Annotated in this window: 15 protein-coding genes and 1 pseudogene; 12 read left to right on the plus strand and 4 right to left on the minus strand. The window is 63.0% G+C overall.

Features of this window, described 5'->3' with window-relative positions; translation table 11 throughout:
- The first annotated feature begins 51 nt into the window (after positions 1 to 51).
- The 3 genes from prpC to prpF all read left to right on the plus strand — a co-directional run bounded on the left by prpC (position 52) and on the right by prpF (position 5,135).
- Positions 52 to 1,179, plus strand: a complete 1,128-nt coding sequence (prpC, locus tag CKW13_RS05400) for a 2-methylcitrate synthase (RefSeq protein WP_095107563.1) — start codon at positions 52 to 54, stop codon at positions 1,177 to 1,179.
- A gap of 123 nt (positions 1,180 to 1,302) precedes the next feature.
- On the plus strand, positions 1,303 to 3,897 hold the full coding sequence (gene acnD / locus CKW13_RS05405) for a Fe/S-dependent 2-methylisocitrate dehydratase AcnD (protein WP_095107564.1): 2,595 nt from the start codon (positions 1,303 to 1,305) through the stop codon (positions 3,895 to 3,897).
- Between the two features lie 47 nt (positions 3,898 to 3,944).
- Positions 3,945 to 5,135 carry a 2-methylaconitate cis-trans isomerase PrpF gene (gene prpF, locus CKW13_RS05410; protein ID WP_095107565.1) on the plus strand — a complete coding sequence of 397 codons (1,191 nt, stop codon included), beginning with the start codon at positions 3,945 to 3,947 and terminating at the stop codon, positions 5,133 to 5,135.
- Between the two features lie 54 nt (positions 5,136 to 5,189).
- On the opposite strand, the gene CKW13_RS05415 is transcribed toward prpF, so the two are convergent.
- Positions 5,190 to 6,068 carry a DMT family transporter gene (locus CKW13_RS05415; protein ID WP_371856220.1) on the minus strand — a complete coding sequence of 293 codons (879 nt, stop codon included), beginning with the start codon at positions 6,066 to 6,068 and terminating at the stop codon, positions 5,190 to 5,192.
- Between the two features lie 142 nt (positions 6,069 to 6,210).
- Here CKW13_RS05415 and CKW13_RS05420 point away from each other — a divergent pair, with 142 nt between their 5' ends.
- A complete protein-coding gene (locus CKW13_RS05420; RefSeq protein WP_095107567.1) occupies positions 6,211 to 7,620 on the plus strand; it encodes a PLP-dependent aminotransferase family protein in 1,410 nt (469 codons plus the stop codon).
- Between the two features lie 70 nt (positions 7,621 to 7,690).
- Here CKW13_RS05420 and CKW13_RS05425 read toward each other — a convergent pair whose 3' ends face one another.
- On the minus strand, positions 7,691 to 8,509 hold the full coding sequence (locus CKW13_RS05425) for a pyruvate, water dikinase regulatory protein (RefSeq protein ID WP_095107568.1): 819 nt from the start codon (positions 8,507 to 8,509) through the stop codon (positions 7,691 to 7,693).
- A 176-nt stretch (positions 8,510 to 8,685) separates the two neighbouring features.
- Here CKW13_RS05425 and ppsA point away from each other — a divergent pair, with 176 nt between their 5' ends.
- From ppsA to CKW13_RS05465, 8 genes are all read left to right on the plus strand, one after another.
- On the plus strand, positions 8,686 to 11,061 hold the full coding sequence (gene ppsA / locus CKW13_RS05430; RefSeq protein ID WP_095107569.1) for a phosphoenolpyruvate synthase: 2,376 nt from the start codon (positions 8,686 to 8,688) through the stop codon (positions 11,059 to 11,061).
- Positions 11,062 to 11,161: 100 nt separating this feature from the next.
- On the plus strand, positions 11,162 to 12,151 hold the full coding sequence (locus CKW13_RS05435; protein ID WP_095107570.1) for an alpha/beta fold hydrolase: 990 nt from the start codon (positions 11,162 to 11,164) through the stop codon (positions 12,149 to 12,151).
- Between the two features lie 142 nt (positions 12,152 to 12,293).
- Positions 12,294 to 12,785 carry a ribonuclease E activity regulator RraA gene (rraA, locus tag CKW13_RS05440; protein ID WP_095107571.1) on the plus strand — a complete coding sequence of 164 codons (492 nt, stop codon included), beginning with the start codon at positions 12,294 to 12,296 and terminating at the stop codon, positions 12,783 to 12,785.
- A 10-nt stretch (positions 12,786 to 12,795) separates the two neighbouring features.
- Entirely contained in the window at positions 12,796 to 13,791 is a 996-nt protein-coding gene (locus CKW13_RS05445) for a zinc transporter ZntB (protein ID WP_095107572.1), read from the plus strand.
- Between the two features lie 63 nt (positions 13,792 to 13,854).
- On the plus strand, positions 13,855 to 14,100 hold the full coding sequence (locus CKW13_RS05450; protein WP_095107573.1) for a CrfX protein: 246 nt from the start codon (positions 13,855 to 13,857) through the stop codon (positions 14,098 to 14,100).
- Positions 14,101 to 14,102: 2 nt separating this feature from the next.
- Positions 14,103 to 14,927, plus strand: a complete 825-nt coding sequence (locus CKW13_RS05455; protein WP_095107574.1) for a mechanosensitive ion channel domain-containing protein — start codon at positions 14,103 to 14,105, stop codon at positions 14,925 to 14,927.
- Positions 14,928 to 15,017: 90 nt separating this feature from the next.
- Positions 15,018 to 15,608 (plus strand): RNA polymerase sigma factor SigX, encoded by a 591-nt coding sequence (gene sigX, locus CKW13_RS05460; RefSeq protein WP_095107575.1) that lies wholly within the window; start codon positions 15,018 to 15,020, stop codon positions 15,606 to 15,608.
- A 106-nt stretch (positions 15,609 to 15,714) separates the two neighbouring features.
- Positions 15,715 to 16,746, plus strand: a complete 1,032-nt coding sequence (locus tag CKW13_RS05465; protein ID WP_095107576.1) for an OmpA family protein — start codon at positions 15,715 to 15,717, stop codon at positions 16,744 to 16,746.
- Between the two features lie 160 nt (positions 16,747 to 16,906).
- Here the strand turns inward: CKW13_RS05465 and CKW13_RS05470 are convergent, their stop codons facing one another.
- On the minus strand, positions 16,907 to 19,624 hold the full coding sequence (locus tag CKW13_RS05470) for a nitrate reductase (protein WP_095107577.1): 2,718 nt from the start codon (positions 19,622 to 19,624) through the stop codon (positions 16,907 to 16,909).
- 14 nt (positions 19,625 to 19,638) lie between these two features.
- Positions 19,639 to 20,850 (minus strand): annotated as a pseudogene (locus CKW13_RS05475) (NAD(P)/FAD-dependent oxidoreductase); the annotation flags it as partial.
- Positions 20,851 to 20,877: the final 27 nt, after the last annotated feature.

A 20,877-nucleotide genomic window follows, 5' to 3' on the forward strand; every position in this document is an offset into this window, starting at 1 on the left:
TCCCAACACCGTGAAAGCGTTTCCCTAACAACTACAACATTGGAGAAAACCATGGCCGAAGCAAAAGTATTGAGTGGCGCCGGGCTACGTGGCCAGGTTGCCGGGCAAACTGCGCTGTCCACCGTCGGGCAGTCGGGTGCGGGGCTGACCTACCGTGGCTATGACGTGCGCGAACTGGCCGCCGAGGCGCGGTTCGAGGAAGTCGCCTACCTGCTGCTCTACGGCGACCTGCCGAACAAAGAACAACTGGCCGCCTACATGGCCAAGCTCGCCACCCTGCGTGACCTGCCCCAGGCGCTCAAGGAAGTGCTTGAGCGCATTCCCGCCCAGGCCCACCCGATGGACGTGATGCGCACCGGGTGTTCGTTTTTGGGCAACCTGGAGCCGGAGAAAGACTTCTCGGCCCAGAACGCCGTCACCGACCGCTTGCTCGCAGCCTTCCCGGCGATCATGTGCTACTGGTATCGCTTCAGCCACGAGGGCGTGCGCATCAGTTGCGTGAGCGAGGAAGCCTCCATCGGCGGGCATTTCCTGCACCTGCTGCACGGCAAGGCACCGAGCGAGCTGCACCGCAAGGTGATGGACGTGTCGCTGATCCTCTACGCCGAGCACGAGTTCAACGCCTCCACCTTCACCGCGCGGGTCTGCGCCTCCACCCTGTCGGACCTGTACTCCTGCGTCACCGCCGCCATCGGCTCGCTGCGCGGCCCGTTGCACGGCGGCGCCAACGAAGCGGCGATGGAAATGATCGAGCGCTTCGCCTCCCCTGAAGAGGCCATCAAGGGCACCCTCGGCATGCTGGAGCGCAAAGACAAGATCATGGGCTTTGGCCACGCGATCTACAAAGACAACGACCCGCGCAACGAGGTCATCAAGGGCTGGTCGAAAAAACTCGCCGACGAAGTGGGCGACAAGGTGCTGTTCCCGGTCTCCGAAGCCATCGACCAGACCATGTGGGCGCAGAAGAAGCTGTTCCCCAACGCCGACTTCTACCATGCCTCGGCGTACCACTTCATGGGCATCCCGACCAAGCTGTTCACGCCGATCTTCGTCTGCTCGCGCCTGACCGGCTGGGCCGCCCACGTCTTCGAGCAACGCGCCAACAACCGCATCATCCGTCCAAGCGCCGAGTACATCGGCGTTGAACAGCGCAAGTTCGTGCCAATCGAACGTCGCTGAGTACAGACCTAAAAGGCACGGCAAATGAGCTGTTCTGTGGGGGCGGGCGAGCCCGCTCCCACAGGTACCGCTGTCGATGCCCACAGTTCGCTTTTGTGAACCTACCGTGACCGAGTCCCGACGATGAACACACACTTTCGCAAACCGCTGCCCAACAGCCGACTCGACTACTTCGACGCCCGCGAGGCGGTCGATGCCATCAGCCCCGGCGCCTACGCCACCTTGCCGTACACCTCCCGCGTGCTGGCGGAAAACCTGGTGCGCCGTTGCGACCCGGCGACGCTCACCGCGTCGCTCAAGCAACTGATCGAACGCAAGCGCGACCTCGACTTTCCGTGGTTTCCGGCCCGCGTGGTGTGCCACGACATCCTCGGCCAGACCGCCCTGGTGGACCTCGCCGGCCTGCGTGACGCCATTGCCCTGCAAGGTGGCGACCCGGCCCAAGTCAACCCGGTGGTGCCGACCCAGTTGATCGTCGACCACTCCCTGGCGGTGGAATGCGGCGGTTTCGACCCCCAGGCCTTCGAGAAAAACCGCGAGATCGAAGACCGGCGCAACGAAGACCGTTTCCACTTCATCAACTGGACCAAAAAAGCCTTCAAGAACGTCGATGTGATCCCGCCCGGCAACGGCATCATGCACCAGATCAACCTGGAGAAAATGTCCCCGGTGATCCAGGCCCGCGACGGCGTGGCCTTCCCTGACACCTGCGTGGGCACCGACAGCCACACGCCCCACGTCGATGCCCTGGGCGTGATCGCCATCGGCGTCGGCGGCCTCGAAGCCGAGAGCGTGATGCTCGGCCGCGCTTCGTGGATGCGCCTGCCTGAAAGCGTCGGCGTCGAGCTGACCGGCAAGCTGCAACCGGGCATCACCGCCACCGACATGGTGTTGGCACTGACCGAGTTCCTGCGCCAGCAGAAGGTCGTCGGCGCCTGGCTGGAGTTCTTCGGCGAGGGTGCCAGCGCCCTGACCCTGGGCGACCGCGCGACCATCTCCAACATGGCCCCGGAGTACGGCGCCACGGCGGCGATGTTCTACATCGACCAGCAAACCATCGACTACCTGCGCCTCACCGGCCGGGAAGACGACCAAGTGAAACTGGTGGAGGGCTACGCCAAGCTCACCGGCCTGTGGGCCGACAGCCTTGCTGGCGCGCAGTACGAGCGCAGCCTGCGCTTTGACCTGTCCTCGGTGGTGCGCAACATGGCCGGGCCGAGCAACCCCCACGCCCGCGTCGCTACCAGCGACCTGGCGGCCAAAGGCATTGCCGGGCAATGGGACGACGTGCCGGGGCAGATGCCCGACGGCGCGGTCATCATCGCCGCCATCACCAGTTGCACCAACACCAGCAACCCGCGCAACGTCATCGCCGCCGGCCTGATGGCGCGCAACGCCAATCGCCTGGGCCTGGCCCGCAAGCCGTGGGTCAAGTCGTCGTTGGCGCCGGGCTCGAAAACCGTCGCCCTGTACCTGGACGAAGCCGGCCTGACCAAGGAACTGGAACAACTGGGCTTTGGCGTCGTGGCCTTTGCCTGCACCACCTGCAACGGCATGTCCGGCGCTCTGGACCCGGCGATCCAGCAGGAAATCATCGACCGCGACCTGTACGCCACCGCCGTGCTCTCGGGCAACCGCAACTTCGACGGGCGCATCCACCCTTACGCCAAGCAGGCCTTTTTGGCTTCGCCGCCGCTGGTGGTGGCCTACGCCATTGCCGGGACCATCCGCTTCGACATCGAGAAGGATGTGCTGGGCCTGGACGCCGAGGGCCGGGAAATCCGCCTCAAGGACATCTGGCCCAGCGATGAAGAGATCGACGCCGTGGTCAAGGCCGCGGTCAAGCCGGAGCAGTTTCGCAAGGTCTACATCCCGATGTTCGCCATCCACGAAGACACCGGGCCGAAAGTCGCGCCGCTGTACGACTGGCGCCCGATGAGCACCTACATCCGCCGCCCGCCGTACTGGGAAGGCGCCCTGGCCGGGGCACGGCCCCTCAAGGGCATGCGCCCGCTGGCCGTGCTGCCGGACAACATCACCACCGATCACCTGTCGCCGTCCAACGCCATCATGCTCGACAGCGCCGCCGGCGAGTACCTGGCGAAAATGGGCCTGCCGGAAGTGGACTTCAACTCCTACGCCACCCACCGCGGCGACCACTTGACCGCCCAGCGCGCGACCTTCGCCAACCCTAAGCTGTTCAACGAAATGGTCGTGGAAAACGGCAAGGTCAAGCAGGGGTCCCTGGCGCGCATCGAACCCGAGGGCAAGGTCACGCGGATGTGGGAAGCCATCGAAACCTACATGGAGCGCAAGCAGCCGCTCATCATCATCGCCGGCGCCGACTACGGCCAGGGCTCGTCCCGCGACTGGGCGGCCAAAGGCGTGCGCCTGGCCGGAGTAGAGGCGATTGCCGCCGAAGGCTTCGAGCGCATCCACCGCACCAACCTGGTGGGCATGGGTGTGTTGCCGCTGGAGTTCGCCCCGGGCACCAACCGCCACACCCTGGGCATCGACGGCAGCGAAACCTATGACGTCATCGGCCAGCGCACCCCGCGCGCGACCCTGACCCTGGTCATCAACCGCAAGAACGGCGAGCGCGTCGAAGTGCCGGTGACCTGCCGCCTGGACACCGCCGAAGAAGTGTCGATCTACGAGGCCGGGGGCGTGTTGCAGCGCTTCGCCCAGGACTTCCTGGAATCGGCTGCCGCCGTTTAACTCGATGGGGCGCGGGGGGCAAGCCCCTGCGCCTGATAAGGACAACCATGGCCCACGTACCGCAAATCAAGATCCCCGCCACCTACATGCGCGGCGGCACCAGCAAAGGCGTGTTCTTCAGCCTGCAAGACCTGCCCGAAGCGGCCCAGGTTCCGGGCCCGGCCCGCGATGCCCTGATGCTGCGGGTGATTGGCAGTCCCGACCCCTACGATAAGCAGATCGACGGCATGGGCGGGGCGAGCTCCAGCACCAGCAAAAGCGTGATCGTGTCCAAGAGCATCAAGGCCGGGCACGACGTCGACTACCTGTTCGGCCAAGTGGCCATCGACAAACCGTTCGTGGACTGGAGCGGCAACTGCGGCAACCTGTCGGCGGCGGTCGGTTCGTTCGCCATCGGCAGTGGCCTGGTGGACGCCAGCCGCATTCCCGCCAATGGCGTGGCGGTGGTGCGTATCTGGCAGGCCAACATCGGCAAGACCATCATCGCCCACGTACCGATTACCGACGGCGCGGTGCAGGAAACCGGCGACTTTGAGCTCGACGGCGTGACCTTTCCCGCCGCCGAGGTGCAGCTGGAGTTCATGGAACCGGCGGCTGAGGAGGAGGGCAGCGCCGGGTCGATGTTCCCCACCGGCAACCTGGTGGACGACCTGGAGGTGCCGGGCGTCGGCACCTTCAAGGCGACCCTGATAAACGCTGGCATCCCGACGATTTTCCTTAACGCCAAGGATTTGGGTTACACCGGCACCGAGTTGCAGGGCCAGATCAACGGCGATGCCAAGGCCTTGGCCATGTTTGAAACCATCCGCGCCTACGGCGCCTTGCGCATGGGCCTGATAAAGGACGTGGCCGAGGCCGCCCAGCGCCAGCACACGCCGAAAGTGGCGTTCGTCGCCGCGCCTGCCGACTACACCGCGTCCAGCGGCAAGCAGGTGAAGGCGACGGACATCGATTTGCTGGTGCGGGCGCTGTCCATGGGCAAGCTGCACCACGCCATGATGGGCACCGCCGCGGTGGCCATCGGCACGGCGGCGGCGATCTGCGGCACCCTGGTCAACCAGGCTGCCGGCGGCGGCGCGCGCACGGCGGTGCGTTTCGGCCACCCCTCGGGTACCCTGCGCGTCGGCGCTGAGGCCCGCCAGGTCAACGGCGAATGGACCGTGAAAAAAGCCATCATGAGCCGCAGCGCGCGGGTATTGATGGAAGGTTGGGTGCGGGTGCCGGGGGATTCGTTCTAACGCCACATCTGCCTCTGTGTGGGCTAGCCCACACAGACTCTCTCCAAGTCGTCCTCACCCTTGCCGTGCCGGCAACTTGGTAATGGCAAACCCCGCCAACAAAATCGCCGAATACAGCATCAACTCCCGGGATACCACCTGGCCTTCGTACCAGGCGCCGATCACCACGGCGAACACCGGGAAAATGATGAACACGAACGACAGAATGATCGGGCTCAAGCGCTTGAGCAGGATGAAGTACACGATAAAGCCCCCCACCGACGCCACCAGCCCCAGGTACAGCAGGGCGGCCCACGAGCGTTGGCTGATGGCGCCGAACGCGGGCGCTTCCAAAAAACAACCGGCGACGAACAGCATCAGCCCGGCAATGCCGATGGGCAGGGTGTTGTAGGTGATGACGCCGATGGCCGTGCCTTGTTTCTTGGTTATCACGTAGCACAGCGCATGCAGGATGGCGGCCGTGAGGATCGCCACCACGCCGAGGAACTCCGCGTGGTCCAGGCTCAGGCCCTGGCTGCGCAGGATCATGAACAGGCTGGCAAAACCGATGCCGATCCCCAGCACCTGCGCACCACGAATGCGCTCGCCGAGGAACAGTGCGCTGAAAATCAGGATGAACACCGGCATGCAACTGAACAGCAGGGCCGTGAGGCCGGACGAGACGTGCATTTCGCCGTAGTTGAGCAAGTAGTACGGCACGCTGAAGTACGACAGGGTGACGAACACGAAAAACCAGCGGCTTTGCCGAGGGAACAGCAGGGGTTCGCGGCGCCACAGGGCAAAGCCCAGGAACAGCGGGAAAGCGATCAGAAACCGCAGGCCCGCCGAGGTCAGGGGCGGCACGCTTTCCACGGCGATCTTGATCCCCAGCCAGGTGGTGCCCCAGCTCAGGCAGACAATCAGGAACAGCACGCTGGTGACCAGTTTGGCCAGCCACGCCTTGCGCGCGGGGAGGGCCGGGTGGGCGGTGATGGCAGTGGGCATTGATTGCTCCTTTCGTGAAACGGAATTGACCTCTATATTTCGAGGCTTGATCCGAAATTGAACCCTTTTCGGCACGTTATTAGGGAAGCAGATGGCCGTCAAAGTAAGTATTGCCATGGTGTCAATGATGCGGGCCGGGTTGGCCGATGGCCTGGGCGCCAAGTACCAGCGCCTGGCCGAGGCGGTGGCGGCGGGCATCGCCCAGGGTTTGATTGAGCCTGGTTGCAAGTTGCCACCGCACCGTTTGCTGTCCGACAGCCTGGGGGTGACCATCGGCACCGTCAGCCGTGCCTATGGCGAGTTGGAACGCCTGGGCCTGGTAGTGGCGCGGGTCGGCGACGGTACCTATGTGCGCGAGCAGGGCATGGAACGGGTACGTGACCAGGGCTTTCGCAATGTCGGCGATGAACCGCGCGCCTGCCTGGACATGAGCCGCAACCAGCACATCCCCGGCCAGGAAACCGCCAGCATGGCCCGCACTCTGCAAACCCTGGCCGGTGACCGCGCGGCGTTGCAGGGCATGGGTGGCTACACCGCCGACGCCGGGCTATTGCGCTACCGCATGGCGGGTGCGCAGTGGATGCGTCACGGCGCCTTTGTGCCAGACCCGGCCCAGGTCATCTGCGTCAATGGCGGCCAGCACGGCCTGCTGTGTTGCCTGATGGGCCTGCTCAAGGCCGGCGACACCCTGGTCACCGAGCACTTGACCTACCCGGGGCTTATCAGTGTGGCGCGCATGCTGGGCATCAAGTTGCTGGGCCTGGCCATGGACGAGCAAGGCCTGCTGCCCCAGGCGTTGGCTGAGGCGTGCCGCATGCACCGGGTCGCGGCGCTGTACTGCACGGCGACGTTGCAAAACCCGAGCACGGCGGTGATGTCTGCCGAACGGCGCGAGGCCATCGCCCGGGTCTGCCGGGAGCACAACCTCTTGGTGCTGGAAGATGAGGCCCACGGTGTGCTGATGGCTGACCGGCCCTTGCCCCTGAGTCATTTTGCCGCTGAGCGCAGCGTGCTTATCAGCAGCTTGAGCAAGGCCTTGGCGGCGGGGTTGCGGGTTGGCTACCTGCATGCGCCCGCCGCGTTGGTGGGGCGCTTGGCAGCCGCGGTGCGCGCCACCTGCTGGATGGCCACGCCCCTGAGCCTGGAGCTGGCCACGGCCTGGATTGAACAGGGTGTGGCCGCGCAGTTACTGCAGCAGCAGGTGGCCGAGATTGCCCGGCGCAAGGCGCTGGTAGAAGGGCAGTTGAGCGGGCTTGAGTACCAGACCCAACCCGGGTGCCCGCATTTCTGGATCAAGGTGCCCGAGCCGTGGCGGGCCTCGGAGGTGGAGGCGCGGCTCAAGGAAGGCAATTACCTGGTCGCCACCGCCGAGGCGTTCGCCGTGGGGCAGGCCGCGGTGCCGCAGTTCATCCGCGCCAGTGTGTGCAATGCCAGCGCAGATGACGCCTGGCTGGCAGAGGGTTTTGCCTTGTTGGGCGAGGTGCTGCGCCGGCCAGGCTAGTGAAATGGCCGAGAGTGATGACGGCTGCCCAGGCCAGATCACGTCACTTGGGCCGCCGGTCATGGCCCGCTTATTTGAAGCGCCGTTCCACGCCTTTTTCGACAAGGATCTTCGCCGAGATCTCTTCCACCGAAAAATGCGTGGAGTTGATGTGGGGAATGTTCTCGCGGCGGAACAGGTTTTCCACCTCACGCACCTCGAACTCGCACTGGGCATAGCTCGAATAGCGGCTGTTGGGCTTGCGCTCGTTGCGGATCGCGGTGAGGCGGTCGGGGTCTATGGTCAGCCCGAACAGCTTGTGCTGGTGGGCGCGCAGGGCATTGGGCAGTTGCAGGCGCTCCATGTCTTCTTCGGTCAGCGGGTAGTTGGCGGCGCGGATGCCGAATTGCATGGCCATGTACAGGCAGGTCGGGGTCTTGCCACAGCGGGACACGCCCACCAGGATCAGATCGGCCTTGTCGTAATAGTGGGTGCGGGCGCCGTCGTCGTTGTCGAGGGCGAAGTTCACCGCCTCGATACGCTCCATATAGTTGGAGTTGTGGCCGATGGAGTGGGATTTGCCCACCGAGTACGAGGAGTGCTCGGTCAGCTCGGCCTCCAGCGGCGCGAGGAAGGTGGAGAAGATATCGATCATGAAACCATTGGACGTGGCGAGAATCTCACGGATGTCCTGGTTGACGATGGTGTCGAAGATGATCGGACGCAAGCCGTCCTTTTCGGCGGCACTGTTGATTTGTTGTACCATTGCCCGCGCTTTTTCCGCACTGTCGATGTACGGACGGGTGAATTTGGCGAAGGTAATATTTTCGAATTGCGCCAACAGGCTCTGGCCGAGGGTCTCGGCTGTGATACCTGTGCCGTCGGAGATAAAGAAAGCAGATCGTTTCATTTGCGCCTTGGGCCTTAAGCTAGTCACGATTCTTGGATATGATAGGCGCGATTTGTTGGCCGCCAATTGGCCAGCATTCTCACTTATTTTCCAGGTCCAGGCCATATCGCTGGCAAATGCTCCTTTGAGCTGCCGGCCTCCTGAGCTTTTCCAACACAGTTAGTGGAGAGATCACCTTGGTAGAGTACGTAGTTTCCCTCGATAAGCTCGGCGTCCATGATGTGGAGCATGTAGGGGGCAAGAACGCATCCCTTGGCGAGATGATAAGCAACCTGGCGGGTGCTGGCGTGTCGGTGCCGGGTGGCTTTGCCACGACAGCTCAGGCTTACCGTGATTTCCTCGAATTGAGCGGCCTCAACGAACAGATCCACGCCGCGCTCGACGCGCTGGATGTGGACGACGTCAATGCCCTGGCCCGCACCGGCGCCCAGATCCGCCAATGGATCATGGAAGCCGAGTTCCCCGAGAAGCTCAACGCCGAGATCCGTACCGCGTTCGCCGCCCTGTCGGCCGGCAACCCGGATATGGCCGTGGCCGTGCGTTCCTCTGCCACCGCCGAAGACTTGCCGGATGCCTCTTTCGCCGGCCAGCAAGAGACTTTCCTGAACATCCGTGGCGTGGAAAACGTGATCCGCGCTGCCAAAGAGGTGTTCGCCTCGCTGTTCAACGACCGCGCCATTTCCTACCGAGTGCACCAGGGCTTCGACCATAAGCTGGTGGCCCTGTCCGCGGGTGTGCAGCGCATGGTGCGTTCGGAAACCGGCACCGCCGGCGTGATGTTCACCCTCGACACCGAGTCGGGTTTCCGTGACGTGGTGTTCATCACCGGCGCCTACGGCCTGGGCGAAACCGTGGTGCAAGGCGCGGTCAACCCGGACGAGTTCTACGTGCACAAGCACACCCTGGCGGCCGGTCGCCCGGCAATCCTGCGCCGCAACCTGGGCAGCAAGGCCATCAAGATGATCTACGGCGACGAGGCCAAGGCCGGTCGTTCGGTCAAGACTGTCGATGTTGACAAGGCTGATCGCGCGCGTTTCTGCCTCACCGACGCGGAAGTGGCCGAGTTGGCCAAACAAGCGATGATTATCGAGAAGCACTACAAGTGCCCGATGGATATCGAGTGGGCCAAGGACGGTGACGACGGCAAGCTGTACATCGTGCAGGCCCGCCCGGAAACCGTGAAGAGCCGCACCCAGGCCAACGTCATGGAGCGCTATCTGCTCAAGGAAACCGGCACCGTGCTGGTGGAAGGCCGCGCCATCGGCCAGCGCATCGGCGCCGGCAAGGTGCGCATCATCAAGGACGTGTCCGAGATGGACAAGGTCCAGCCAGGCGATGTTCTGGTCTCCGACATGACCGACCCGGACTGGGAACCGGTCATGAAGCGCGCCAGCGCCATCGTCACCAATCGCGGCGGGCGTACCTGCCACGCGGCGATCATCGCCCGTGAACTGGGTATCCCGGCAGTCGTCGGTTGCGGCAACGCCACCGAGCTGCTCAAGGAAGGCCAGGGCGTGACCGTTTCCTGCGCCGAAGGCGACACCGGCTACATCTTCGAGGGCCAGTTGGGCTTCGACATCAAGAAAAACTCCGTGGATGCCATGCCGGACCTGCCGTTCAAGATCATGATGAACGTCGGCAACCCGGATCGCGCCTTCGACTTCGCCCAATTGCCGAACGCCGGCGTGGGCCTGGCCCGCCTGGAGTTCATCATCAACCGTATGATCGGCGTGCACCCCAAGGCACTGCTGAACTACGCCGGGCTGCCACAAGAGATCAAAGACAGCGTCGACAAGCGCATCGCCGGCTACGACGATCCGGTCGAGTTCTACGTCGAGAAACTGGTGGAAGGCATCAGCACCCTGGCGGCGGCTTTCACCCCGAAAAAGGTCATCGTGCGCCTGTCGGACTTCAAGTCCAACGAATACGCCAACCTGATCGGCGGCAAGCTCTACGAGCCAGAAGAAGAAAACCCGATGCTGGGCTTCCGTGGTGCTTCGCGCTACATCAGCGAAGCCTTCCGCGACTGCTTCGAGCTCGAATGCCGCGCCCTCAAGCGCGTGCGCAATGAAATGGGCCTGACCAACGTCGAAATCATGGTGCCGTTCGTCCGCACCCTGGGCGAGGCGAGCCAGGTGATCGACCTGCTGGCCGAAAACGGCCTGGCCCGTGGCGATAACGGCCTGCGCATCATCATGATGTGCGAACTGCCGTCCAACGCGATCCTGGCCGAGGAATTCCTGGAGTTCTTCGACGGCTTCTCCATCGGCTCCAACGACCTGACCCAGCTGACCCTGGGCCTGGACCGTGATTCCGGGATCATCGCGCACCTGTTCGACGAGCGTAACCCGGCGGTCAAGAAGTTGCTGGCCAACGCCATCCAGGCCTGTAACAAGGCTGGCAAGTACATCGGCATCTGCGGCCAGGGGCCTTCGGACCATCCTGACCTGGCCAAATGGCTGATGGAGCAGGGCATCGAAAGCGTCTCGCTGAACCCCGATTCCGTGCTGGAAACCTGGTTCTTCCTGGCTGAAGGCCAGGCAGCAGGCTGATCGATGGATGAGGCGCCGCGCAGCCTTGGCTGAGCGGCGCTTTGGGATTCAAGCAGGGCGGGCTCCATTCGGATGCCGCCCTTTTTTGTGCAAGAGCATTATGCAAAGCAGCAGCAACCTATTTCCTGTCGCCCTGATTAGCGCCGAACGGCGCGGTGATCTGAGCGAAGATGTCTACCGCCTCAAGCCCGGGAACAGCCCGGACGGCTCCGTGGAGCTGGCCGTCACCCGTTTGGGCATGGCCGATGGCGGCCCGGTGCGCGGCGTTCCGGTGGTCTTGCTGCATGGCAGTTTTTCCAATCGACGCTTCTGGTTTTCCCCCAAGGGCTTGGGCTTGGGCGCTTTTCTGGCGCGGGCCGGGTTCGATGTGTGGATTCCGGAGATGCGCGGCCATGGCCTGTCCCAGCGCAACCAAGCCTATCGCAACAACCGCGTGGCCGATTACGCGCGCTACGACCTGCCGGCCATCGCCGCCTTCGTGCGTGAGCAAAGCGGCCAGGTACCGCACTGGATCGGCCATTCCCTGGGCGGCATCACCCTCGCCGCGGCGCTGGGCGGGCAGTACCTAGGCGAGCCAGCAGTGGCGTCCGTGGCGTTTTTCGGCACCCAGGTCAGCCGCACCTATTGGCCTTTGAAAATTCCGCCGGTGGAATGGAGCGGGCGTTTCATTCTCAAGCGTTTTGCCCAGTTGTCCGGTTCCCGGCTCAAGCGCGGCCCGGAGGACGAGCCTATTGGCCTGGCCCTGGAAAGCCTGCGCTGGTATGGCTTGTTTGGCCGTTTTGGCGAAAAGGACAAGGACTGGTGGGCCGGGCTGGCCGAGGTACAAGTGCCGGTGCTGGCGGTGAGCGCCGCGGGCGACGATCAAGACCCGACCTGGGCCTGCCGCAAACTGTTCGACCAACTGGGCTCGGCGCACAAACAATTCGTCTGCCTGGGGCCGGAGCAGGGCTTCAGCGAGCGCTTCGGCCACGTTGAGATGCTGGTCAGCAAGAATGCGCGCACCGAGGTCTGGCCGCTGGTGGCGCGCTGGCTGGCCGAGCCGCTTTCGCCCTTGTTGACCCAGGAGTCTAAGCGGGCCCTGGCAGTCTGATTGCGACGCTCTAACATCGGCGTTCCGCTGGCTCGGGCTAACGGCTAAGCTATGGCGCATTGCACGGCTGGCGGCCTCAACATCTGCTACCGTGGCGCGTGTTTTTCGACCCCTCGTGTTTTTCCTCTACAGGAGTTTCTCGATGAACCATTACATCACTCCCGACTTGTGCGACGCCTACCCGGACCTGGTCCAGGTGCTCGAGCCGATGTTCAGCAATTTCGGCGGCCGAGACTCGTTCGGCGGCGAAATCGTGACCATCAAGTGCTTTGAAGACAATTCGCGGGTCAAGGAACAAGCAGAACTCGATGGGCAGGGCAAGGTGCTGGTGGTCGATGGTGGCGGCTCCCTGCGCCGTGCGTTGCTGGGCGACATGATCGCCGAGCGAGCGGCCAAGAACGGCTGGGAAGGGCTGGTGATCTACGGCTGCATCCGCGACGTGGATGTCATCGCGCAAACCGACCTGGGCGTACAGGCCCTGGCCAGCCACCCGATGAAGACCGACCGGCGTGGCGTGGGCGACCTGAACGTGCCCGTGACCTTCGCGGGCGTGACCTTCCGCCCGGGCGAGTACATCTACGCCGACAACAACGGCGTGATTGTCTCCCCCAGCCCGCTGAAAATGCCTGAATAAAGGGATTCAGATGTTCGAGGAAGAAAACGCGCAGTGGGGCCTGGTCCATGCCCTGGTGCTGGACGGTAAAGGCGGTGCGCGTTCGATTACCCGGACTGAACTCGATGATTTGCAGCTTCAGGCCCATGAAAGCCTGTGGCTGCATTGGGATCGCAGCCACCCGCAAACCCAGACCTGGTTGCGCAAGTCCAGTGGCTTGAGCGAATTCAGTTGCGACTTACTGCTGGAAGAAAATACCCGCCCACGCCTGCTGGCATTGCCCGACAGCGAACTGTTGCTGTTCTTGCGTGGGGTCAACCTCAACCCGGGGGCCGAGCCCGAGGACATGGTGTCGGTGCGCATCTTCGCCTCGGCGCAACGGGTGGTTTCCCTGCGTCTGCGGCCCTTGCGCGCCACCGATGAGCTACTGGCGCAACTGGCCGAGGGCAAAGGCCCGAAAACCAGCTCTGAACTGGTCCTTTATATGGCTCAGTACCTCACCAATAAAGTGCAGGACTTGGTCAGCGACCTCTCGGAAGTGGTCGATGAGGAAGAGGAAAAACTGGATACCGACGAGCGGTACACACCCGAGCACGGGGCCATTTTGCAGATCCGCCGCAGAGCGGCGGGGCTCAAGCGCTTCCTGGCGCCACAGCGGGATATTTTCGCCCAGTTGACCCGTATCAAACTGCCCTGGTTCGTCGATGACGATGGCGATTACTGGAACGAATTGAACAACAGCCTGACCCGTTATCTCGAAGAGCTGGAATTGACCCGCGAGCGCGTGGGGCTGGTGCTGGAGGCCGAAGATCGGCGTTTGAGCGTGCGCATGAACCGCACGATGTACCGCTTCGGTATCGTGACCGGGATTTTTTTGCCCATGAGTTTTCTCACCGGCCTGCTGGGGATCAACGTCGGCGGAATTCCGTTCTCCAACAGCCCATATGGCTTCCTCCTGGCGAGCCTGATGATGGTTTCGGTGGCGCTGGGGCAATGGTGGTTGTTCCGCCGATTGCGATGGGTATGACGGCGCGCCGTGTGACCCGAAGAATTTTGATCGCGTCTTTCACTGACATCTCGAGAGGTGCGTATGCACGATCCGTTTGAACAGTCCCTACGTGACATGCTTAACGCCACGCCGTCGAGCCGCGACGACGATGCCTGCTTGGGTCGCGTACTGAAAACCGCCAACCGCCAGGTCGGTGCCGGTGATCTCTTCAGCCTCCTGGGCCGCTGGTTGCCGGCGCTGATGATCGCGCTCAATAACGGCTCGGCCCACGTCTCGCCGGTTTCCCGCCGCAAATCTACCGCTCGTACTGCTGATAAGGCTGATTGAATATGGAACTTGATCTCTGGACCCAGAGCCTCGTCACGGCAATGACCGCGTTGTGGACCAAGGTGGCGAACTTCATTCCCAACCTGTTCGGGGCGCTGGTCGTTCTGTTGCTGGGCTTTGTCGTGGCCAAGCTGCTTGACACCCTGCTGTCCAAGTTGCTGGCCAAGCTGGGGCTCGACCGGCTGATGGGCGGCACCGGCTTGACCAAGTTGCTGTCGCGCGCGGGCCTGCAAGTGCCGATCTCCACACTGATTGGCAAGATCGTCTACTGGTTCGTCCTGCTGATTTTTCTGGTTTCTGCCGCAGAGTCCCTTGGCCTTCAGCGAGTTTCAGCTACGCTCGACATGCTTGCGCTGTATTTACCGAAGGTTTTCGGCGCTGCGCTGGTGTTGTTGGTTGGGGTGTTGTTGGCGCAATTGGTCAACGGGTTGGTGCGCGGGGCGGCAGAAGGCGTGGGTCTGGACTACGCTGCCGGGCTTGGTCGCATTGCTCAGGGGCTGGTCATTATCATCAGCATTTCTGTTGCGATCAGCCAGTTGGAGGTCAAGACCGACCTGCTTAACCATGTGATCGTGATCGTTTTGATAACCGTTGGTCTGGCAGTTGCCTTGGCCATGGGATTGGGAAGCCGGGAAATCGCCGGTCAGATTCTTGCAGGAATCTATGTGCGTGAGCTGTATCAGGTTGGGCAACAAGTGCGTGTAGGCGAGGTCGAAGGCCAGATCGAGGAAATCGGCACGGTGAAAACCACCGTGCTGACCGACGAGGGCGAGCTAGTCTCCCTCTCCAATCGGATCCTGCTGGAGCAGCATGTGAGTAGCCGCTAACCCGGCAAACCCTGCTACTGTATGCCGCCGCAAAAGCCCGCGAAACGCCGGCTGCGGCGGACATTGACCTGACTGTCGGCCCGACTCGTTTTGAATAAAGCCCAATCGCTATCCACGCGCTACGATCCCCGCGAGCTCTCTGATGAGGAGTTGGTTGCGCGCTCGCACACGGAGCTGTTTCACATAACACGCGCCTATGAAGAATTGATGCGGCGTTATCAGCGGACCCTGTTTAACGTTTGTGCGCGTTATTTAGGGAACGATCGTGACGCCGATGATGTCTGTCAGGAGGTGATGTTGAAGGTGTTGTACGGGTTGAAGAACTTCGAGGGGAAATCGAAGTTCAAGACATGGCTCTATAGCATCACGTACAACGAATGCATCACGCAGTATCGAAAGGAACGGCGAAAGCGTCGCTTGATGGACGCCTTGAGCCTGGACCCCCTCGAAGAGGCGTCTGAAGAAAAGACACCAAAGCCCGAGGACAAGGCCGGACTCGACCGCTGGCTAGTGCACGTGAACCCGATTGACCGCGAAATCCTGGTGCTACGATTTGTCGCAGAACTGGAATTTCAGGAGATCGCAGACATAATGCACATGGGTTTGAGTGCTACAAAAATGCGTTACAAGCGTGCTCTAGATAAATTACGTGAGAAATTTGCAGGCGTCGCTGAAACTTAGTTCGATGCAAATATCTCTTACGTCCAGGCAAGTCTGTTAGACTGGCCGCCGAGTTGTCCCCCGGTTTGCGGGACTGCTTTACAATCACCAGATGGGGATTTAACGGATGAAACTGAAAAACACCTTGGGCTTGGCCATTGGTTCTCTTATTGCCGCTACTTCGTTCGGCGCGCTGGCACAAGGCCAAGGCGCAGTTGAAATCGAAGGTTTCGCCAAGAAAGAGTATTACGACAGCGCTCGTAACTTCAAAAACGACGGCAACCTGTTCGGTGGCTCGGTTGGTTACTTCCTGACCGACGACGTAGAGCTGCGTCTGGCCTACGACGAAGTGCACAACGTACGTGCCGACAACGGCCGTAACATCAAGGGCTCCAATACCGCACTGGACGCTCTGTACCACTTCAACAACCCGGGCGACATGATCCGTCCGTACGTTTCGGCTGGTTTCTCCGATCAAAGCATCGGTCAGAACCAATCCGGTCGTAACGGTTCCACCTTCGCCAACCTGGGCGGCGGTGCCAAGCTTTACTTCACCGAAAACTTCTACGCCCGTGCTGGTGTTGAAGCTCAGTACAACATCGACCAAGGCGACACCGAGTGGGCGCCAAGCGTCGGTATCGGTGTGAACTTCGGTGGCGGCTCCAAGCCTGCTGCTGCTCCAGTTCCAGCTCCGGCTGAAGTCTGCTCCGACAGCGACAACGATGGCGTGTGCGACAACGTCGACAAGTGCCCAGACACCCCAGCCAACGTAACTGTTGACGCTGATGGCTGCCCAGCAGTTGCTGAAGTTGTACGTGTTGAGCTGGACGTGAAATTCGACTTCGACAAGTCGGTCGTCAAGACCAACAGCTACGGCGACATCAAAAACCTCGCTGACTTCATGAAGCAGTACCCACAAACCACCACTACTGTTGAAGGTCACACTGACTCCGTCGGTCCTGACGCTTACAACCAGAAGCTGTCCGAGCGTCGCGCTAGCGCCGTTAAACAGGTTCTGACCAACCAGTACGGTGTTGAATCGTCCCGCGTTCAGTCTGTTGGCTACGGCGAATCCCGCCCAGTTGCTGACAACGCCACTGACGCTGGTCGCGCTGTTAACCGTCGCGTAGAAGCTGCGGTAGAGGCTCAAGCTAAGTAATTAGCTGGCAGCTCTGAAAAGCCCGGCCTTGGCCGGGCTTTTCTTTGCCTGCGATTTGATGAACGCCTGCTGTTTTCATGGCTCCTAGCGTGCCACGTTGCCATCAGTCAGGCAGCCGGACGCTTCAGTTTAAAGCGGTGGCCGGCTTCCTGCGTGGATGTCAGGGCACTCCTACGCTCGCCGTTAGTGTGCTGGCGAGCAGGCGTTTGATTTCCGGTACGCATGAGCCGCACTGAGTGCCGCAGCCCAGTTCCTGTTGCAGGCCTTGTAGGTTGAGGCCACGGCCGATGCCAGTGCACACGGCTTGTTGGCTGACGTTCTTACAGTTGCACAAAACCTTGTGCGCTCCGGCGTCGCTGGCTTCGGCGCCGGGCGCGGCACTCAGGGGGGCCAGCAGCCAGCGCTGCAGCGCTGCATCGACCCGGCCTTCCAGCCACAGCCCTTGTAACCAGTGGCTTGCCCGGATTTCGCCGGCCAGGCGAACGGCGGTGATGCGGCCCTGCTCGATGCGTACCCGTTTACCGATGGCCCGTTGCGGGTCGTCATAAGCCATGACCGGCCCCTGATGGAGCTCAAGCTGACGGTCAATGGCTGCCAGCAGTTGCGGATCGGCTGGGCAGGCGTTGGCGCCGCGCAGCACCAGGGCCGGGCGTTCGCGGCCGGTGAGGCTGAGGCTGAGGTAATCCAGGCCCCCGCAGAGCGGGCGCAGCGCTTCAAAATGCCACTGCACATCGCCCTCTATCAGCACAAACAGCTCCCAAGGCAGCACCGCCGGGCTGATGCGCACACCTGTGTGCTTGAGTTCCGGTTGCTTGGACAAGGGGTCGAACGCTGAAGGGGTGAGGGTGTTGATACCGCCCTTGAGGAAGCGATCGCCCCAGTGCATGGGCAGGAATGCCTGCCCCGGGCGTACGGCAGTGTCCTCGTGTACTGCAACGATCAGCTCGCCGTGGCGGCTGTTCAGCCGCGCCAAGTTGCCGCTTTGCAGGCCCTGGCGGCGCAGTTCGTCGGGATGCAGGCTCAGCAGCGCTTCGCTGACATGACCGAACAACTGCGCCGCGGTGCCGGTGCGGCTCATGCCGTGCCATTGGTCGCGTAGGCGGCCGGTGAGCAGAGTCAACGGGTAATCGCGGTCAGGCTGCTCCAACGCGGCGACGAACGGTTCGCTGATAAACCGCGCCCGAGCATTGGCGGTAGGAAAGCGGCCATCGCCATACAAGCGCGGTGTACCACTCACGGCGCCTTCAGGGAACGGCCACTGCTGCGGGCCGATGCGCTCCAGCAGGTCGTGGCTCAGGCCACTGAGGTCGAGGTCGCGGTGGCGGGTCAGGCCTTTGAATTCATCGAACAAGTGGCTGGCCTGGGTGAAGTCGAACAGGCTTGGCAACCCGGGGCGTAGGTATTTCTCCAGGCGCCGGGCGAAATCGACGGTGATGGCCCAGTCTGCGCGTGCTTCGCCGGGGGCGGCAATGGCTTGGCGCACCAGGGAGACGCGCCGCTCGGAGTTGGTCACCGTGCCTTCCTTTTCGCCCCAGGTGGCGGCGGGCAGCAGTAGGTCAGCGTAGGGCACGGTTTCCGTGGTGCGGAAGGCCTCCTGCAGGACCACGAACGGGCAGGCCTGCAACGCCTCGCGCACGGCATTTTGGTCGGGCAGCGATTGCGCCGGGTTGGTGCAGGCGATCCACAGCGCCTTGATCTTGCCGCTGCGCACCTGCTCGAACAATTCGATGGCGGTCAACCCTGGGGTGTCGGGTAAATGGCTGACGCCCCAGTAATCGGCGACTTCGGCGCGGTGCTGGGCATTGGCGGCGTCACGGTGGCCGGGCAGCAGGTTGGACAGGCTGCCGGTCTCCCGCCCGCCCATGGCGTTGGGTTGGCCGGTCAGGGAAAACGGCCCGGCGCCGGGGCGGCCAATTTGCCCGGTGGCTAGGTGCAGGTTGATGAGCGCGCTGTTTTTTGCGCTGCCGGCGGTGGACTGGTTCAGGCCCATGCACCACAGCGACAGGAAGCTCGGCGCCGTGCCGATCCACTGCGCGCATTGGTGCAGTTGCGCGACGCTGATTCCACACAATTGGGCCGTCAGCGCCGGGGTGTAATCGTGCACCAGGGTTTTCAGCGCCGCCAGGCCTTCGGTGTGGGCGTCGATAAAGGCCTGGTCGGCCCAGCCTTCCCACAGCAGCAGGTGCAGCAGGCCATGGAACAGCGCCACGTCGCTGCCCGGCAGGATGGCCAGGTGCAGGTCGGCGAGGTCGCAGGTGTCGGTGCGGCGCGGGTCGATGACGATGACTTTCATTTGCGGGCGCAGGCGTTTGGCTTGCTCGAGGCGACGAAAGAGCACCGGGTGGGCGTAGGCCATGTTGCTGCCCGCGATCAGCACGCAGTCGCTGCATTCCAGGTCTTCGTAGCTGCACGGCGGGGCGTCGGCGCCCAGGCTGCGCTTGTAGCCGACCACGGCCGAGGACATGCACAGGCGTGAATTGCTGTCGATGTTGTGGGTGCCGACCAGGGCGCGGGCCAGTTTGTTGAAGGCGTAGTAGTCCTCGGTCAGCAGTTGCCCGGACAGGTAAAAGGCCACGCTGTCGGGGCCGTGTTCGGCGAGGGTGGCGGCGAATACCTGAGCGGCGTGGTCCAGGGCGGTGCCCCAGTCGGTGCGGGCGCGGGCCAGGCCTTTGCCCAGGCGTAGTTCGGGGTAGAGGGCGCGGGCGGCGAGGTCGCCGGTCAGGTGTAGGCTTGCCCCCTTGCTGCACAGCTTGCCGAAGTTGGCCGGGTGCGCCGGGTCGCCGCGCACCCCCAGCACTTGGCCGTGGTCATGTTCGATCAACACGCCGCAGCCCACGCCGCAGTAGCAACAGGTCGACGCGGTGGTGTGCAGGCTCATCAGCGGGCGTCCTGGGCGGTGGCGCCGAACATCAGCCGATCGCGGATCGCCGCGATGTTGTGCCGCTCGCTGATCTGTTGCCGGTACCAGGCACCATCGCGGGTATCGCCGTACAGGCAGGCGCCGACCAGCACGTCATCTTTTATCACCAGTTTTTTGTAGATGCCGCCGATGGGGTCGCGCAGGGTGATGCTGTGGGTGCCGGGTGCGCCGAGAAAGTCCCCGGAGGAGAACAAGTCGATGCCGGTGACTTTCAGCTTGGCCGCGGTGACGGAGCCGGGGTAGCGGGCGAACCCCAGCCGGGCCAGGTGATTGGCGCAGACCCGCGCCTGCTCGAACAGCGGCGCCACTAGGCCGTAGGCGACGCCGCGATGGCTGGCGCATTCGCCGATGGCGTAGATGCGCGGGTCGAAGGTTTGCAGGGTGTCGCTGACCAGAATCCCGCGCGCACACGGCAGGCCGCAGTCCAGCGCCAGTTGGATGTTGGGGCGGATGCCGGCGGCCATCACCACCAGGTCGGCGGGCGCTTGTTCGCCGTTGGCAAATTGCACCGCGCCGACCCGCGTCGGCTCTTGCCGGGACGGGAGCAAGGCTTGGGTCTGTTCTGCCAGGCGAAAGCGCAGGCCGCGCTGTTCCAGGGCCTGTTGCAGGAGTTCGGCGCTGGTGCGGTCCAGTTGCCGTTCCAGTAACCACTGGCCGATGTGCACCACGGTCACCTGCATGCCGCGCAGTTTCAGGCCATTGGCCGCCTCCAGGCCCAGCAAGCCGCCGCCGATGACCACGGCATGGGTGTGGCTGCGGGCGGTGGCGATCATGGCCTGGGTGTCGGCGATGTCGCGGTAGCCGATCACGCCGCGCAGGTCATTGCCCGGCAGCGCGGGCATAAAGGGCGAAGAGCCGGTCGCGATCAGCAAACGGTCGTACTCGGCTTCGGTGCCGTCGTCGGCGATGACCCGGCGCCGCACGCGGTCGATGCGCACCACGGTGCGGTTGAGCAGCAAGCGGATGCGGTGTTCTTGATACCAGCTCAAGTCGTTGAGCACGATCTCGTCGAAGGTCTGCTCGCCGGCCAGCACCGGCGACAGCAGGATGCGGTTGTAGTTGGGATGGGGTTCGGCGCCGAACACGGTGATGTCGTACAGCCCGGCGTCGAGCTTGAGCAGTTCCTCCAGGGTGCGGACCCCGGCCATGCCGTTGCCGATCATCACCAACTTGAGTTTGTTCATGGTGTTCTCCGAAGGGGGCGCGACACA

The sequence above is a fragment of the Pseudomonas sp. Irchel 3E20 genome, assembly GCF_900187645.1.
In the GTDB taxonomy this organism is placed as follows: Bacteria; Pseudomonadota; Gammaproteobacteria; order Pseudomonadales; family Pseudomonadaceae; genus Aquipseudomonas.

Excerpts from the sequence above, each read along its gene's own strand:
- CKW13_RS05435 (WP_095107570.1), top strand. The coding sequence starts at position 11,162 with ATGCAAAGCAGCAGCAACCTATTTCCTGTCGCCCTGATTAGCGCCGAA.
- CKW13_RS05425 (WP_095107568.1), bottom strand. The coding sequence starts at position 8,509 with ATGAAACGATCTGCTTTCTTTATCTCCGACGGCACAGGTATCACAGCC.
- rraA (WP_095107571.1), top strand. The coding sequence starts at position 12,294 with ATGAACCATTACATCACTCCCGACTTGTGCGACGCCTACCCGGACCTG.
- acnD (WP_095107564.1), top strand. The coding sequence starts at position 1,303 with ATGAACACACACTTTCGCAAACCGCTGCCCAACAGCCGACTCGACTAC.
- CKW13_RS05450 (WP_095107573.1), top strand. The coding sequence starts at position 13,855 with ATGCACGATCCGTTTGAACAGTCCCTACGTGACATGCTTAACGCCACG.
- CKW13_RS05465 (WP_095107576.1), top strand. The coding sequence starts at position 15,715 with ATGAAACTGAAAAACACCTTGGGCTTGGCCATTGGTTCTCTTATTGCC.
- prpF (WP_095107565.1), top strand. The coding sequence starts at position 3,945 with ATGGCCCACGTACCGCAAATCAAGATCCCCGCCACCTACATGCGCGGC.
- prpC (WP_095107563.1), top strand. The coding sequence starts at position 52 with ATGGCCGAAGCAAAAGTATTGAGTGGCGCCGGGCTACGTGGCCAGGTT.
- CKW13_RS05470 (WP_095107577.1), bottom strand. The coding sequence starts at position 19,624 with ATGAGCCTGCACACCACCGCGTCGACCTGTTGCTACTGCGGCGTGGGC.
- CKW13_RS05420 (WP_095107567.1), top strand. The coding sequence starts at position 6,211 with ATGGCCGTCAAAGTAAGTATTGCCATGGTGTCAATGATGCGGGCCGGG.
- CKW13_RS05445 (WP_095107572.1), top strand. The coding sequence starts at position 12,796 with ATGTTCGAGGAAGAAAACGCGCAGTGGGGCCTGGTCCATGCCCTGGTG.
- CKW13_RS05455 (WP_095107574.1), top strand. The coding sequence starts at position 14,103 with ATGGAACTTGATCTCTGGACCCAGAGCCTCGTCACGGCAATGACCGCG.